Here is a 15,358-nt window from a genome sequence, read left to right as displayed (position 1 = left end):
TCGGGATTTTTTATTTGACCGCGACGGTGATGCCGATTGGATAATGGCGCGTCCCCCGCTTCGGTTCGACGAGCACGCCTCGCTGGTAATAGAACTCGGTCGATGTGAATGGCGTAAATAATTCCTCAAACTCGGCCTCAGTGAACTGATGGGCATGGAAGGGCTCATTCGTCGGTTGCCCGACGCCTTGACCGAACGGTGTCGACAACACCAAGATTCCGCCTGGCTTCAATAAGTCCCACACGTTCGCCATGAACGTCTCATAGTCGGTGACATGTTCAATCGTCTCGAAGCTGACGATACAATCGAACGACCCCAGTTTGTCCGGCAACGTCCGGTCGACGACATCGCCGACGATATAGTTGACGTTCGGATGGTGATAACGCCCTTTCGCATAACGCGTCGCCTCTTCTGACAAGTCGACGGCGACGACCTCGGTCACGATCCCTTTCAAGTTCTTCGCAATCAATTGACTGCCATATCCACTCCCACTCGCAAAATCGAGGACGCGTCCGTTCGTGTATAACAAGGCGAAATGGTAACGCGCGATATGTTCGAGCAACAAGCCGTTCAGCGGGTCCATGCGATCTGGGATGACCCGTTCTCCCGTATAATCTAATGTCATAAATTCTCCTTTGGAAAGCTATTCTGCTTTCATCTTAGTCTTCCTAGCACGCAACGACCACAAAAAAAGAGAAAAGATTGTCTCCAACCTTTTCTCTCCTCGTTATTGGTCTTGCTTGAAGCGGAGTAAATCCGAATAGATGAGCTGATCGTTCATCTCGAGGATTTTGTTCGCTTCTTCTTCAAGTGGCGTACATGCTGCACCGTCTTCGGCGACTTCGCCAGTCTTGGCGTCATAACACATCGACTGCGTGAACAGATGGTCTTGTGTCACGACCGTTCCATCACGGAAGATGGCGCGGTCATAATGCTCTTTCGAGAACAAGTCATTCCCGAATCCGACCTGTTCAGACGTATCGATTCCGAGCAAGTGCTGAATCGTCGGGTTCATGTCGACGTGACTTCCGATCGTCTCGTGCACTTCACCTTTGTCTTGGCCCGGTAAGTGGATCGCGAACGGGACCGCTTGAAGTTTGGCCACATCGTATGGCGTCAACTCGTCTTTGCCGAGCAGATCAGCCATGGCGGCATTATGGTTCGTCGAGATGCCGTAATGGTCACCGTAGACGACGAAAATCGTGTCGTCCCACATGCCGTTCGCCTTCAACTCATCGATAAACAAGCCGAGGGCATAATCCTGGTAAGCGAGCGCTTGCGGGAAGTTGTTGAGTGTCGTCGAGTTCGTCTCGAATTTCGGGACGAGCTCGTGCTTTTCACTCGGCATCGTATACGGGAAGTGGTTCGTGAGCGTGATGAACTTCGCGTAGAACGGTTCCGGAAGCTCTTCGAGCATCGGTACCGATTGGCGGAAGAACTCATCATCGAGTAGACCCCACTCCGTCATATCCTCGGGGTTTCCGAGGTCATAGCTGGCTTCGTCAAAGAACTTGTCGACGCCGATGTTTTGATACATCTGGTCGCGGTTCCAGAACGATTTGTTGTTGGCGTGGAACACGGCCGAGTAATAGTTGTCATCTTTGATGACTTCTGGTAACGCGTTATATTCGTTGTCGGCGTTCGTGAAGTAGACTCCTCCACGCGAGAGGCCGTAAAGCGAGTTATCGAGTGCGAACTCGGCATCTGACGTCTTCCCTTGGCCGGTCGTATGGTAATAGTTCGGCCAGTAGTGGGACTCTTCGATCAGTTTGTTCAAGTTCGGCGTGATGTACTCGCCGTTCGACGCTTTCATGTTGTGCGTGAAGTTTTGGGCCGACTCGAACGAGACGACGACCACGTTCTTGCCTTTATACTTCCCGAACATCTCCGGGTCCGGAGCCGCATAGTTCTGACGTGTGAAATTCTCGACTTCATCCAGTTCAGAACCGTCTGCGAGCGCCTTCTGGGCCGACGTCTTCGTTTGGAGCATGGCGTCGTAGACGTGGAAGTTGAACGTTCCTAAGTTTTTAACCAACAGCTCTCGGTCGAACGAGCGCGTCAACAGTTCTGGACGCTCCGTTTCGGCGAGGACGAGGTTGAACCCGAACAAGGCCGCGGCCGCACCGAACGTGATTAAGACGCGGCGTTGCGATGCCTGGCTCGTCTCGTTCATCTTCCATAATAGGAATGGAAGCACGACGAGGTCCCCTAATAGAAGCAAGTCTTTCCATTCGAGAAGCGACAGGAATGAAGACGAGAGCGTCTCCATGTTCGACGACTGGAACAAGACCGGTACGGTCAAGAAGTCTGTGAACTCACGATAGTACGTCGTATCCGCGAACAAGATGAGCGAGGAGACGAGGTACAGACTGTACAGTGCCCACTTCCGCTTATTCCCCCCAAAGAAGAAGCTGAAAGCGAACAGGAACAACGTGAAACTGAGCGGGTTGATGATGAGAATGAATGCCTGGACCGCGTTCTCGGCCGGCATATTGAAGAAGAACTGATACGCAATCAGCGACTTCGTCCATAACAGGATAGTGAACATCCAAAACAGACGGTGTGTCTTGAACGAGTCGAGCGCCGTCTGGCGGAAACGGTCCATCCTTCCTTTCGATTGATTCGTGTGATTCATGTAAACACTCCTTATATGGAATTCAAGTTAAAGATTCATTTTCTTTTTAGACGTATAACCTATATTTTAACGTTCCCTTGAACTCAATTCAACTAATTGACGTTTACAACTATACACAAACTTAACAATCCGATTGCAATGTTTACGAAAAAAAGACTACCGAGTCGCCTCGGTAGCCGATTACGAGTGATTCGCTCACCCGATGATATCCATCCAAATTTTTACTGTACTCGCTAAAATGAGTAGCGCTAAAATCATCTGCAGTGACTTCGTCTTCATGTTCTTACCGACGTTCGCGCCGAGCGGTGCGGCGATCAAACTGGCGATAATCATGATGACGGCAGGTTCCCACACAATTTGGTCGGTGATAATTTTCCCTGCTGTCGAGCCGATTGACGAGATGAACGTGATGGCGAGCGAACTCGCGATTGCCATCTTCGTCGGAATCCGGAGCACGACGAGCATAATCGGCATCAAAATGAACGCGCCTGCCGCCCCGACGATTCCCGCGGCCACCCCGACGACGAACGCCGAACTCGCTGCAATCACTTTATTGAATGTGACTTGGTCGAGCGGGACGTCCTCGACGTTCTTTTTCGGTAAGAACATCATGATTGTCGCAATCGTCGCGAGCACGGCGTAGACGACGTTAATCAAGTTCTCAGACAAGAGCGTCGAGCCGTAGCCGCCGATGAAACTCCCGATCAAGACGGCGACACCCATATACAGGATGAGCTGCTTGTTCAAGTAGCCGCCTTTCCGGTATGCGTAAATCCCACCGATTGTCGCGAAGAAAACTTGAATCGCGCTGATCCCCGATACTTCATGGGCGCTGAACGCTGCGAAGCCGAGAAGCGGTGGAATGTACAACAGCATCGGATATTTAATAATCGATCCGCCAATCCCGACCATCCCCGAAATGAACGACCCGATAAAGCCGATCAAAAAGATGGTGATAATAAATCCAAATTCCATATTAACTCCTCCAATTCCCTACCCTCTATATAAGTAAGTTTTATTGTTGTTCCCAAGCAATCATGCCGCCTGAGATATCATAAATTTCCGTGTAGCCACGTTCTTGCAACAGCTGTGCCGCTTGAGCACTTCGATTTCCGCTCTGGCAGATGACATAAATCGGTTCATCTTTCGGATAAGGTAATTCGGTTGCATTTAATGATGAAAGTGGTGCGTTCACCGCTCCTTCAATATGCCCCCCCTCGTATTCATCCACTTCTCGGACGTCTAACAAGGTTATTTCTTCGTTTTCCAATCTGTTTTGTAGTGTTTCGACGTCTATTTTTGTAATTTCACTCTCATCTGACGTAAAAAGAACGATTCCGACCGTCGCTAGCACTAAAATCGATACAATCATCATGATTTTCTTCAATTTTTGACCTCCGATTCTTTTTCTTGCATTCAGTATACCTCAGGGGGTATATTAAAAACAACGAAAGAAACTCACTTCAAAAATTCTTGAATCACAAAGGAGATTTATCACTCATGAAAACCATTTCGACTACTGAACTAGAAACGTTGCTTCAATCTGATGAGACGCTTAACTTGATTGATGTTCGAGAGACAGACGAATTTGCAGGTGGCCACATCAAGCAAGCGAAAAACGTCCCACTCTCTGAATTCGGTGCGAAAGTCGATGAGCTCGATCGTTCGAAACCGATTCACGTCATCTGTGCGGCAGGCGGACGAAGCATGAACGCTTCGGCTTACCTCGACTCACTCGGCTTCGATGTCATCAACGTCGATGGCGGCATGATGAGCTGGACAGGTGAAACGGTCTAACAATCTTCTATATATACAGTAAAAAAAACACAGTCGTTTACAGTCAACTATTCTTAGGGGGTATTCCACATGTTATTACGTTATTTCTATGATCAAAAATTAGCACAAGCATCTTATATGGTCGGTTGCCAAATGACCGGCGAAGCCGTCGTCATCGACCCGGCCCGTAACATCACACCTTATCTTCAAGAAGCTGAAAAAGAAGGCATGAAAATCGTCGCGACGGCTGAGACTCACATCCACGCCGATTTCGTATCAGGTTCACTCGAGCTTGCGAAACGCACCGGTTCAACAGCTTACCTCTCAGACGAAGGTGACGCGTCATGGAAATATGCGTTCGCGAAAGACATCGATTCAAAACTCGTCAAAAATGGCGACACGTTCAAAGTCGGTAACGTCACACTCGAAGTCATGCATACACCAGGCCACACGCCAGAACACATCTCGTTCTTACTCTATGACCGGAACCAAACACAACCGATGGGCATCTTCACAGGCGACTTCGTCTTCGTCGGCGACATCGGTCGTCCTGACTTGCTCGAAGAAGCAGCTGGCGTAAAAGGAACGACAGCCATCGGTGCCGAGCAAATGTTCAACTCGCTCAAGAAGTTCAAAGCTCTTCCTGACTTCGTTCAAGTCTGGCCGGGCCACGGTGCCGGCAGTGCCTGTGGGAAAGCGCTCGGCGCCATCCCGACATCGACAGTCGGTTACGAGAAAGCGACGAACTGGGCACTTCAAATGACTGATCAAGATGCGTTCATCAAAGAGTTGACGACGGATCAACCAGAACCGCCGAACTACTTCGCAATGATGAAGAAAGTAAACAAAGAAGGCATTCAAGTGACGAACATGATCGCTCGTCCGGAAGTCGTCGGTACGGACCGCCTCGACACGCTCGTCGACGAGACACAAGTCGTCGATACACGTACAGGGGAAGAATTCGCCAAAGGACACGTCCCTGGCACCATCAACATCCCATACAACACGAAATTCGTCTCATGGGCCGGCTGGCTCGTCAACTTCGACAAAGACATCACGCTCATCGCGAGCGCGGAAGACGTCGAACAAGTGCAGACCGATCTTCAATCAATCGGTCTCGACCGTCTCCGCTTCATCGTCCCAGTCGAAGAACTCGATCAAGAACTCTTGACGGAAACGTACACAGATGTGACAGCGGAACAAGCGATCGAGTCGGCAGAAAAAGGTGACGTTTTCGTCCTCGATGTCCGAAATGCGACAGAATGGAACGCGAGCCACTACGAGAAAGCCGAGCGCATCCTACTCGGTAAACTGGCACGCGACCATGAAGGTCTCCCGACAGATCAAACAATCGCCGTTCACTGTGCATCTGGCGTCCGTTCACGGATGGCCGCGAGTGTGCTTCAATCACTCGGCTACAAGGATATCCAAAACATCCTCGGTGGCTATGGCGCGATGAAGACTGTCCTCAATGCAGAACAAATCGGCTAATGCTATACTACAAACAAAGAAAGCGCCCACTCGTTTGGGCGCTTTTTCTCTAGGAGGGATTGTGTGATTGCCATCGGTCCATTGAACGTTCGACTCGATTTGCTGGCTATGATGGCCAGCCTACTTATTCTCTACATCGGCTTTAAAAAAATCGGCTTGTCGGAAAAAGAACGCGACGCCGTCCTCGGGACATGGTTCGCCGGTTTCCTCGCTTGGAAAGGAAGCGCGATCGTCCTCGGTCTCGCGTCGACAGGAAGTTTGGCCTTATCCCTTTATGCGACCGGCGGCACGTGGTCACTTCTCATTGCCGCTGCCGTGATTGCTTTTTTTGTATTCCGGCTCACGCCTAGCCTTCGTGGCTATTGGTTGTTCTCGGCCTTGTTCCTTTGGTTTGCGATGACGCTCGTCGTCCCGAAATATGGGACGCTCCCGCTGCTTTCTTCACCGCAACCGCTCCATCTCTATATGGCCGCCCTCATCGTCTTACTGCTTATCGCAACGTGGCGCTGGATGCGGACACCGACGCTTGGAGCGCTGCTCTGGACGGGGGTCGGTGCATTTTCGATTTGGTTGATCGGGTCAATCGTCACCGGTACGTTCGAGTTGTGGTGGATCATTCCGTCCTTCCTTCTAATCGCCGTCGCCGCCTACGTGGCGCGACCGTCCCAGAAGGCCCTTCAATACGGACTCGGTCTCATCGTCGTGCTCGCCATCATCAACGCCAGCCTACCAGACGAGACACCACGACTCGAAGCCGGTTCGTCTCAGACCGGTTTGAACATTGGTCAAGTGCCACCGAACTTCGAATTGAAGCGGACGGATGGGACGACCTTCAACTTGAGTGAGTTGCGCGGCGAACGGGTCGTCGTCAACTTCTGGGCGTCGTGGTGCCCACCGTGTCGGGCCGAGATGCCTGACATGGCCAAGTTTGCCCGTGAACAAGACGATGTGACCATCGTCGCCGTCAATACGACGACGAGCGAACGGGATGTCGCTGATGCCGAATCGTTCGTCGCCCCGTATGAAGATGCGTTCGAAGTCGTCTATGACGAAGAAGGAATCGTCGGGGATGCGTATCGGATTCAGGCGATGCCGACGACGTACGTCCTCGATGAAAATGGAGTCATCGTCGCCAAGCAATTCGGCGCCATCGACCACGCCTGGCTCGATGCTCAGACAAATTGAAAATAAAGGAGCGGTTTTCTCTCGATTGAGAAAAGCCGCTCCTTTATTTGTCTCGCCGGTAATTCTACTCATCTTTTTTCGTAAGCTTCAAATTCTTTTGAACCTCGTTTTGGAGGATCAGGATCTTGTTGAATAGATAACCACCCTACTAGACCTGTGACAAGCGAGAACAGACTAATCCCCAGTTGAGAAATCGACACAGACGTCATCAATCGGTCAATGATATTAACAATGATGAATGTACTCATGATGTGAAGGAACAAAGCTAACATCCCTGTATGTGATTGGATGACATTGAGAGTCGTCAACGCCTTCAATAAAGCCGACAGAAACAAGTTAATCGGGATCTCTGACAGTCCGTATACGAGGAAGAAGAGGAGCAGACTCCACAACGATTCATATTGTAGACCGAGTATTTTCAAGATTAGAAATTCAAGAGACGTAAACACAATCAATATGATTGAAATAATCAACGTACAAATCAATAAAGGTTTGATTCCTTTTATCGTGATTGCCCCCTTCTGTTTAGACAGCGTCCCCAAATTAAAAACCGCCTGAGCGGTTCTTAATTTTGCTTTGAATAACCTTGAGTCTTCAAGAAGTCTTTTACGTCGAGCCGGGTCGGTTTCGATAACATCCGTCCCATTTGTCCGGTCCACGTATCGCTTCGTTGGTTCGACCCACGGGCCGCGTAGTAGTCGTGAATCGTCGCATCATATGCATCGAGTTCTTGTTTCAGTTGCTCGGCGTCTGCGACGTATGTGTTCTCGTGATAAATATGCTCGAGCGGGAGGCGCGGTTTTTGACCTTCGACGTGCTCCGGTACACCGACGGCAAGTCCGAAGAGCGGCAATACCCGCTCCGGCAGACCGAGCAGTTCCTTCACAGCGAACATATCATTGCGAATCCCACCGATGTAACAAATGCCGAGGCCCATCGATTCGGCGGCCACGACGGCATTTTGCGACGCGAGCGCGGCATCGATGACCGCGACAAGCAACTTCTCGTCCGTCTCGAGCGTCGCATTCACTTCGGCCTCCCGCAGTTCTCCAATCAACTCGTGTCGATATAGGTCGGCGCAGAAGACGAAGAAGTGACCGTTGTCGATGACGTATTGCTGGTTGCCGGCGATTTCGGCCAGACGTGCTTTCTTCTCCGGGTCGGTCACCCCGATGATGGAATAGGCTTGGATAAAGCTCGACGTCGACGCGCGCTGGGCGCTCTCGACGATGAGCCGGATTTGTTCGTCGGTCAACGTCTCGTCCGTGAACGAGCGGACAGAGCGGTGGTTCAGTAGTGTTTCGATGACTTGATTCATGAAGCATCCCCCTTTTTTCTTATCTTGGCATATGGACGGGCTCGGGACAATTTTTGCGACCTCACTCCACTTCATAAATGGCCCATGGTAACCATAAGACAGGCTCGGTTCCAACGTTTTCTTGATTGCTATATGTACAATAGCGTTCCGCTTCTTCAAGTGTAGAGACGAATCCGTGTTTATTCAACTTGAAGAAGAATTGCTCGGCCAAGTCTTTTTCTAACCCATTACATAAATACGAATGAAACATGCCGTTCTCATAACCGAGCATTTCGTAACCGAGAAATTGTCCTGTCGGCGCCTCGAGTTCGTGTCGCAAAATGAAACGTTCGACCCCATAACGCTCAAGACTCTCTCCTTTGTCCCCTTCTGCTAAAAAGTCAGCAACATAAGACTCAGGCAAACCGAGTTCAATGATGTCGAGCTCGATATGAGAGAAGAAACGATTGCGAAATTCCTTGGCGAGTTCAACTGTTTGAAACGTTTGAGGGTACCCGAGTTCCCCACTCTCTTGATGAATCTCCACCCATTCCGTGAGCTTAAAGAACGCTTCTTCGCTAATTCGCAGTCGTTCCCGATACGTCTTCTTACGCTCTTTTGAAGTCCCCCAAAGCACATCGAGCGTCGGGTGTTGCTCACAAATGCATACACTTGCTGATTGTACGGACTCCGGAATACGTTGCGCGTCCATATAAGCTGCTCGTTTTGTACGTTCAATTAGCAAATATCCCCCACTTCGTATATTCATCTCATCCCCTCCACTTTCTAGTATACGCAAAAAAAGCAGAGTGGCCTGTTTCCACTCTGCTTGCGTGTTTATTCTGTGACTTGACTCAAGAACGGTGTGATATCGACGTTCAGTGCTTCCGAGAGACGCGCGCCAAGGTCGCGGTCGGCCCGATAGAAGTTGCAGATCAAGAGGAGCACCGTGTTTTCATGGCGAACTTCTTTAATATGCGCCACCAAGTTGTTCACGAGTGCCGTCTTCTCTTCTTCCGAGTAGCGACGGTACACTTCTCCAGCTTGACCGAAGTCGTTCGTCTTCTCGATTTTTTGACGTCCGGCCACGCCTGAGAGTGGTTGTTCCGTCTCGATATAAGCCGCATCCGGTTTCGGTGCGTCCTCATAGCGGTTCGGTTCATAGTTGACCGGGCTCGTTTGTTGTTTGAACGGCATCACGCCATCACGCTGATTGTTCGACACTTGTGCGAACGGACAGTTGATTGGGAGCTGCAAGTAGTTCGCTCCGATCCGGTAACGTTGCGTATCCGAATAGGAGAACAAGCGACCTTGGAGCATTTTGTCTTCCGACGGTTGAATCCCAGGTACAAGCACGCCCGGGTTGAAGCCGACCGATTCCGTCTCGGCAAAGTAGTTGTCGACGTTTTTGTTGAGCGTCATCGTACCGACGAGCTGATACGGGATGACGTCTTCGAACCAGTCTTTTGTCGCGTCGAGCGGATCGAAGTCGAAGTTGTCCATATCGGCCGGGTCGAGGATTTGGACGTAGAGATCCCATTCTGGGAAGTCGCCTTCCTCGATGGCGTTGAACAAGTCGCGTGTCGCATGGTTGAAGTCTTCGGCCTGTACTTTCGCCGCGTCTTCCATCGACAAGTTTTTAACCCCTTGTTTTGGGACCCAACGGAGTTTTATGTACACCGTGTTTCCGTATTCGTTGACCCATTTGAATGAGTGGACCGATGAACCGCGCATATGACGGTATGAGGCTGGAATCCCTTCATCGCTGAACAAGTGGATGAGCATGCTCGTCGATTCCGGCGTGAGCGACATGAAGTCGAAGAAACGGTCTGGGTCTTGCAAGTTCGTCCGTGGGTCCGGTTTGAGTGAGTGGATCACGTCTGGGAATTTGATGGCGTCACGGATAAAGAAGACCGGTAAGTTGTTTCCAACGAAATCATAGTTCCCTTCTTCCGTGTAAAACTTGACCGAGAATCCACGTGGGTCACGAAGCGTCTCTGGTGAGCCAAGACCATGGATGACGGTTGAGAAGCGAGCGAAGATTGGTGTCTCTTGTCCCTCTTCCTGCAAAAATTTGGCTTTTGTATATCGTTTCATGCTATTTTTAACTTTGAAGACACCGTGTGCTCCGGCACCACGGGCATGAACGACCCGCTCCGGCACGCGCTCACGGTCAAAGTGGGCGAGTTTTTCAATGAGTTGATAATCTTCGAGAAGTGTCGGGCCGCGGCGACCCGCTGTGATGGAGTTGGCGTTATCCCCGATTGGGACGCCTTGGTTAGTAGTTAGACGACGATGTTGATCCATATTGTTGCCTCCTCTTTATAATCATTCTTACAAAGTTAATGATATTAAAAGATAATAATTATTACAAATAAAACGCTCGAGCACTGCTCGGGCGTTTTGCAATCGCTTTCAGTTTTTACGTTTCTTATGTTGTTCTTTGCGATGAATTTCCGTCACGAGCAAGGCTGCGATGATGCCCCCGAGCGATCCGGCAACGAGATCGACCATCGTGTCGTCGTTCCCGTTCCCTTGCATCGTCGTGTTCAATAGCAAGTCCGATGTGAATTCATACATTTCCCAAAGTGCCGCCCCGGCCATCGCGAAAACAACGATATAGACGAAGACGAACCGCTTCGGCATCTCGAGCCGGATGTCCTCATCAAGTCGACTTAAGAAATCGAAGCCGAGAAACGCCAAGAACACGCCGCTCAACACGTGAAGAAACGTGTCCCACCAACCATTCGAATACAAGCCGACGATCGACCCCAAATACTGCGACGCAAACAAGAATAAGATATAGGCGACTTTCATTTTGGCGTCGAACTCGGTTTTGAATGTCTTCTCGAGGATGAACGGAATCAAACCCGACACGATCCCCGCCCCGGCGACGCTCGCGTCAAACCACTCTCCTTCGATGATCGACGTGACGAGTATGACCGCCATGAACAACACGAACCCGAATTCCAGTAGACGTCCTCGTGTCAGTTTCATCTTCGCGCGCCTTCCTTCGTAAGAATGTCTCACCTACTCCATTCCCGTTCCAGCGGCCGTTTCAACAATCCCGTCCAAAAATTCGTGCTTTTGTCGGATTCTTCCGTCATCGGTTTGTCTCATACTGAAAGAAACGATTCGAGGAGGAACACTCATGCCAATCAATCCGTATCTCAATTTCAATGGCGACTGTCGCGACGCCGTCTTGTTTTATGCCGACGTCTTCGCCGAGCCCGCCCCGGACATCATGACGTTTGCTGCCCAGCCTGGACCGGACGGTGAACCGGTCCCGGATGAGCTGGCCGACCTCGTGCTCCATGCCCGTCTGAGCGTCCACGGCACTTCGCTCATGTTTTCGGACGCGATGCCGGACGGTCCGGTCACGTTCGGACAGAACATCACGCTCGCCGTCGTGACAGATGACCTCCACGCCATCCGTCGTGAATTCGAGGCCCTATCTGACGGCGGCCGTGTCCTCATGCCGCTCCAAGAGACGTTCTGGAGCAAAGCGTACGGTATGGTCGAAGACCGTTTCGGTGTCCAATGGCAATTCAGTCACGAGGCTTGACCATGACAAAGACCCCATGCTACTTGCGATGGGGTTTTTCGACTCTTTTTATGATTAGCATTATGACGGGGCCATGAATCAACACTGAATTACTTATGAACGGAGAAACAAGCCTGTAAGCAACATGAGATAAAAATAATCTGGTTCTCTATATCGCGTTTTAAAATGAGGTTCTGCGTATAAAGTGAAAAAAACTTTCAGGGAGATGGGATAAACTCATGAAAGAAGACAAACACGAACACTCAAATATTCCGATTTGGGCTTATGAGACTATTGAAATAGAAGATTCTAATGTGCAGTGGGCACGGTTAGGTCTACAAGAAACAAGAGAGTTGTTCGACTTACTTTCAAAGTTTGACATCAAGGAAGCGGAACACATAGGTAGTACGGCCGTTCCTGGTCTATCCGCAAAACCGATTATAGATGTGATGATTGGGATCGAATCGTTTGAAAAAATCCACGATATTGTTGATACGTTAACGTTGCATGATTGGCACTATGTACCACCTGAACTAGATGGACAATCCTGGCGGAGATTTTTTGTGAAAGTAAAAAATGATAAGCGAGTTGCTCATTTACACATCATGAAAATAACAGAAGATCGTTGGGGAAAACAGATTGAGTTTCGAGATAAATTACGAGACAATCCTTCGCTTGTAAATGAGTACGGGCTTCTTAAAAGACATTTAGCAAAAGAATTTCGTAATGACCGAGAAAAGTATACTCAAGCTAAAGCTGCCTTTATAAATCAAGTATTAAACACCTGACTTGGAGGCATGGAAACACGAATTGGGCAAACATGACTGCAGCAATGCTTCACTTCGGGCAGAACCATCAATAAAAAAAGAATCAGACCGCATATTGCGATTTGATTCGTTAACAGCTCGAGACCTCATCGCAATCGATGGGGTCTCGTTTATTTCTGGGCGACAAAAAAGATTCGTTCTGCGTTCGGGCCCGGAGCTTGGTCCGTAAAGTCGGCCGTGACCGATTTCACATGGAAGCCGGCTCCGATGAGCCATTGCATATATTGCCCCGGCTCATACGTCTGTTGCTCATGCGTCTCTTCGACACGCTCATACGTGCCATCCTCAAGGGCGACAAAGAACGTCAAATCGTGAACGACCGAGAGCGGTGCTTCGCCTGGGTCGGCGAACCAGATATACGAGCAATCTTCCCCGTTCGAGGCATACGTCTTCTGGTTGAAAAGCGTCTGCATCTTGTTCGGCGAATGCACATCAAACATGAACATGCCGCACGGTTTCAATTGTTCGTACACCGCCTCGAACGTGTCGATGACATCGGCCTCATCCTCGAGATAGCAAAGCGAGTCACAAAGGATTGTCACGGCGTCGACCGGGTGTGGCAATTCAAGCTCCCGCATATCCTGTTGCCAGAGCGGAAGCGTGATGCCTGCCTCGAGCGCTTTCTCTTGGGCGACTTCGAGCATCGACTCAGATAAGTCGAGTCCGATCGTCTCGTAATACTGCGCCAAGCGAATCGTCGCCGAGCCCGTCCCGCATCCGACGTCAGCAAGCGATGCACCGTCTTTGACATGGCGGCGCACGAAGGCGACCCAGTCCTCGTACGGGGCATCTTTCATCAACTCATCGTAGACGTAGGCGAACCCTTCGTACGCCATTAGCCGACTTCTACTTCCACTTGTGGCGCATCTGCCCACAGTTTTTCAAGGTTGTAGTAGTCGCGGTCATCGCGATGGAAGATATGGACGACGACGTTTTCGAGGTCAGCGAGCACCCAACGTGCCGAGTCCATGCCTTCGAATTTGTGGAGCGGAAGCTCATGCTCTCCGGCCACGTCTTTGATTTCGCGCGCAATCGCTTGGACTTGCTTCTCTGAGTTACCGTGGCAGATAACGAAATAATCTGCAACTGGTGAGATGCCTTCCATGTCGAGGACGACGATATCTTCGGCACGCTTATCGTCAGCGGCCTTCACGATCAATTCTAATTCTTCTTTTACAGTCATACTGTACCTCCTAGGGTGTTTTCACAAAATGGTTATACGTCTCAATCGTCAGCGGGAAAATCCGCACCGACTTGTTCAATAAATAAGCAATCGTCTGGCGCAACGTCGCGACGACGGCCGCTTCGAGCGAACGATCCGCGAGGTCACGTAAGACGTCGACGCCGGGATACGACCGATTCGGTTCGATCGCGTCCGCAACGAATAAAATCTGGTCAAGCCGGGACATGCCCGGTTCTCCGGTCGTGTGGTTCTTGATGGCCGACACGACGGCCGGGTCAAGGTCGTACGCTCGGTCTAACAGGATGGCCCCGACCGGCGCATGCAACAGCTCGTCATCGAACGCAAGCAAGCTCGGATCGAGGTTCTCCTCGACCACGACTTGCCGCATCATGTCGGCATCCAAATATTTCGCATAGTCGTGCAACATCGCCGCGAGTCGCGCCGCTTCCACATCGGCACCGTACAAGCGGGCCAACCGGTCGGCCGTCTCGACGACACCGAGCGTGTGGATGTAGCGTTTCTCGGGCAACGTCGCCTCAATCAATGATTGTGCTTCCTCATACGTCATACAAGTCGCGCTCCTTGATATAAGTTTCGACATCGAGCGGGACGAGATATTTGATGGACTTGTCCCGTCTCGTCCGCTCCCGGATATCGGTCGACGAGATCTCGAGTTGCGGCATATCGATCGTGCGCACATCTGCCTGTTTCGGGATGCGGTAGCGGCTGCCCGGACGCGCGACAGCCCCGAACGTGACGAGGGTGACGAGCGTCTCGTAATCGTACCACTTCTCAAGTGATTCGAGCGAGTCCGCCCCAATCAAGAAGAAGAACGTGTCGTCCGGAAACAAGTCCCGCAACCGTCTCATCGTCTCGACCGTATAGGACGGTTCGTCACGTTCAAACTCAATCAAGCTTAGTTTGAACGCAGGTTGATCTGCAATCGCCCGCCGGGTCATTTCGATTCGGTCTTTAGCCGGGCTGAAGCCCGCCTTGTGCGGCGGAATCGCCGCCGGCAGAAACCAGACCTCATCGAGTTCCAACTGTTCGCGCGCCTGTTCGGCGATCAATAAATGACCGAGATGTGGCGGGTCGAACGTGCCTCCCATCAGGCCGATGCGGCTCATGGGAGTTTGATTTGGCGATTTTCTTTCTCAGTCGCCTGTTTGTACAAGACGATGACTTTTCCGATGACTTGAACGACTTCGGCTTTCGTGCCTTCAGCCAATTCTCCGGCTACGTCTTTCGGCGTATCGGTACAGTTTTGAAGCACTTGAACTTTCAAGAGCTCACGTTTTTCGAGCGCGTCGCTGATGTCTTTGCACATCGCTTCACTCACTCCATTTTTTCCGACTTGATAAATCGGCGAGAGGTGGTGTGCCTCGGCACGTAAAAAGCGTTTTTGTTTACCTGATAACAT

At 50.7% G+C, this 15,358-nt stretch carries 19 protein-coding genes; 5 read left to right on the top strand and 14 right to left on the bottom strand.

Annotated features, from left to right (window positions below; all coding sequences use genetic code 11):
* Window positions 1–10 precede the first annotated feature (10 nt).
* The 4 genes from KNP85_RS13155 to KNP85_RS13140 all read right to left on the bottom strand — a co-directional run bounded on the left by KNP85_RS13155 (window position 11) and on the right by KNP85_RS13140 (window position 4,022).
* Entirely contained in the window at window positions 11–625 is a 615-nt protein-coding gene (locus tag KNP85_RS13155; protein WP_214803393.1) for a class I SAM-dependent methyltransferase, read from the bottom strand.
* A gap of 102 nt (window positions 626–727) precedes the next feature.
* Window positions 728–2,635: an LTA synthase family protein gene (locus KNP85_RS13150; protein WP_214714034.1), complete on the bottom strand. Its 1,908-nt coding sequence runs from the start codon at window positions 2,633–2,635 to the stop codon at window positions 728–730.
* Between the two features lie 195 nt (window positions 2,636–2,830).
* Entirely contained in the window at window positions 2,831–3,610 is a 780-nt protein-coding gene (locus KNP85_RS13145; RefSeq protein WP_029595924.1) for a sulfite exporter TauE/SafE family protein, read from the bottom strand.
* Between the two features lie 40 nt (window positions 3,611–3,650).
* Window positions 3,651–4,022: a rhodanese-like domain-containing protein gene (locus KNP85_RS13140; protein WP_242679019.1), complete on the bottom strand. Its 372-nt coding sequence runs from the start codon at window positions 4,020–4,022 to the stop codon at window positions 3,651–3,653.
* A gap of 113 nt (window positions 4,023–4,135) precedes the next feature.
* Here KNP85_RS13140 and KNP85_RS13135 point away from each other — a divergent pair, with 113 nt between their 5' ends.
* The 3 genes from KNP85_RS13135 (at window position 4,136) to KNP85_RS13125 (ending at window position 7,087) form a co-directional block, all read left to right on the top strand.
* The gene (locus KNP85_RS13135) at window positions 4,136–4,432 is read left to right on the top strand and encodes a rhodanese-like domain-containing protein (RefSeq protein WP_029595926.1); all 297 of its coding nucleotides are present in this window, start codon (window positions 4,136–4,138) and stop codon (window positions 4,430–4,432) included.
* A 69-nt stretch (window positions 4,433–4,501) separates the two neighbouring features.
* Window positions 4,502–5,902 carry an MBL fold metallo-hydrolase gene (locus tag KNP85_RS13130; protein ID WP_214799024.1) on the top strand — a complete coding sequence of 467 codons (1,401 nt, stop codon included), beginning with the start codon at window positions 4,502–4,504 and terminating at the stop codon, window positions 5,900–5,902.
* 63 nt (window positions 5,903–5,965) lie between these two features.
* Window positions 5,966–7,087 (top strand): redoxin domain-containing protein, encoded by a 1,122-nt coding sequence (locus tag KNP85_RS13125; protein ID WP_214803391.1) that lies wholly within the window; start codon window positions 5,966–5,968, stop codon window positions 7,085–7,087.
* Window positions 7,088–7,155: 68 nt separating this feature from the next.
* Here the strand turns inward: KNP85_RS13125 and KNP85_RS15920 are convergent, their stop codons facing one another.
* The 5 genes from KNP85_RS15920 to KNP85_RS13100 form a co-directional block, all read right to left on the bottom strand.
* Window positions 7,156–7,746: a YrvL family regulatory protein gene (locus KNP85_RS15920; protein ID WP_353048942.1), complete on the bottom strand. Its 591-nt coding sequence runs from the start codon at window positions 7,744–7,746 to the stop codon at window positions 7,156–7,158.
* Window positions 7,653–8,405, bottom strand: coding sequence for an oxygen-insensitive NADPH nitroreductase (gene nfsA / locus KNP85_RS13115; RefSeq protein ID WP_029595930.1), 753 nt, complete (start codon window positions 8,403–8,405; stop codon window positions 7,653–7,655). Before nfsA ends, KNP85_RS15920 begins: the two co-directional genes overlap by 94 nt.
* 61 nt (window positions 8,406–8,466) lie before the next feature.
* Window positions 8,467–9,153, bottom strand: a complete 687-nt coding sequence (locus tag KNP85_RS13110; protein ID WP_214803385.1) for a hypothetical protein — start codon at window positions 9,151–9,153, stop codon at window positions 8,467–8,469.
* A gap of 68 nt (window positions 9,154–9,221) precedes the next feature.
* On the bottom strand, window positions 9,222–10,691 hold the full coding sequence (locus KNP85_RS13105; RefSeq protein WP_021066643.1) for a catalase: 1,470 nt from the start codon (window positions 10,689–10,691) through the stop codon (window positions 9,222–9,224).
* A 108-nt stretch (window positions 10,692–10,799) separates the two neighbouring features.
* Window positions 10,800–11,381 carry a DUF2238 domain-containing protein gene (locus KNP85_RS13100; protein WP_021066644.1) on the bottom strand — a complete coding sequence of 194 codons (582 nt, stop codon included), beginning with the start codon at window positions 11,379–11,381 and terminating at the stop codon, window positions 10,800–10,802.
* 154 nt (window positions 11,382–11,535) lie between these two features.
* Here KNP85_RS13100 and KNP85_RS13095 point away from each other — a divergent pair, with 154 nt between their 5' ends.
* Both KNP85_RS13095 and KNP85_RS13090 read left to right on the top strand, forming a co-directional pair.
* Window positions 11,536–11,949: a VOC family protein gene (locus KNP85_RS13095; protein ID WP_214755697.1), complete on the top strand. Its 414-nt coding sequence runs from the start codon at window positions 11,536–11,538 to the stop codon at window positions 11,947–11,949.
* A gap of 218 nt (window positions 11,950–12,167) precedes the next feature.
* On the top strand, window positions 12,168–12,716 hold the full coding sequence (locus tag KNP85_RS13090) for a GrpB family protein (RefSeq protein WP_214803382.1): 549 nt from the start codon (window positions 12,168–12,170) through the stop codon (window positions 12,714–12,716).
* A gap of 149 nt (window positions 12,717–12,865) precedes the next feature.
* Here KNP85_RS13090 and KNP85_RS13085 read toward each other — a convergent pair whose 3' ends face one another.
* The 5 genes from KNP85_RS13085 to yhbY are packed head-to-tail and all read right to left on the bottom strand — an operon-like array spanning window position 12,866 to window position 15,358.
* Window positions 12,866–13,591, bottom strand: coding sequence for a class I SAM-dependent DNA methyltransferase (locus KNP85_RS13085; protein WP_214803379.1), 726 nt, complete (start codon window positions 13,589–13,591; stop codon window positions 12,866–12,868).
* The gene (gene rsfS / locus KNP85_RS13080) at window positions 13,591–13,938 is read right to left on the bottom strand and encodes a ribosome silencing factor (RefSeq protein ID WP_021066647.1); all 348 of its coding nucleotides are present in this window, start codon (window positions 13,936–13,938) and stop codon (window positions 13,591–13,593) included. The genes KNP85_RS13085 and rsfS overlap by 1 nt, the downstream gene beginning before the upstream one ends.
* A 10-nt stretch (window positions 13,939–13,948) precedes the next feature.
* Window positions 13,949–14,506, bottom strand: a complete 558-nt coding sequence (gene yqeK / locus KNP85_RS13075) for a bis(5'-nucleosyl)-tetraphosphatase (symmetrical) YqeK (protein ID WP_021066648.1) — start codon at window positions 14,504–14,506, stop codon at window positions 13,949–13,951.
* On the bottom strand, window positions 14,496–15,065 hold the full coding sequence (locus tag KNP85_RS13070) for a nicotinate-nucleotide adenylyltransferase (RefSeq protein ID WP_058763065.1): 570 nt from the start codon (window positions 15,063–15,065) through the stop codon (window positions 14,496–14,498). Before KNP85_RS13070 ends, yqeK begins: the two co-directional genes overlap by 11 nt.
* Entirely contained in the window at window positions 15,062–15,358 is a 297-nt protein-coding gene (yhbY, locus tag KNP85_RS13065) for a ribosome assembly RNA-binding protein YhbY (RefSeq protein ID WP_021066650.1), read from the bottom strand. Before yhbY ends, KNP85_RS13070 begins: the two co-directional genes overlap by 4 nt.

This window comes from Exiguobacterium sp. s194, assembly GCF_018618275.1.
In the GTDB taxonomy this organism is placed as follows: Bacteria; Bacillota; Bacilli; order Exiguobacteriales; family Exiguobacteriaceae; genus Exiguobacterium; species Exiguobacterium chiriqhucha.
The sequence above is the reverse complement of the archived record's forward strand: the minus strand, read 5'-3'. Positions and strand labels throughout refer to the sequence as shown.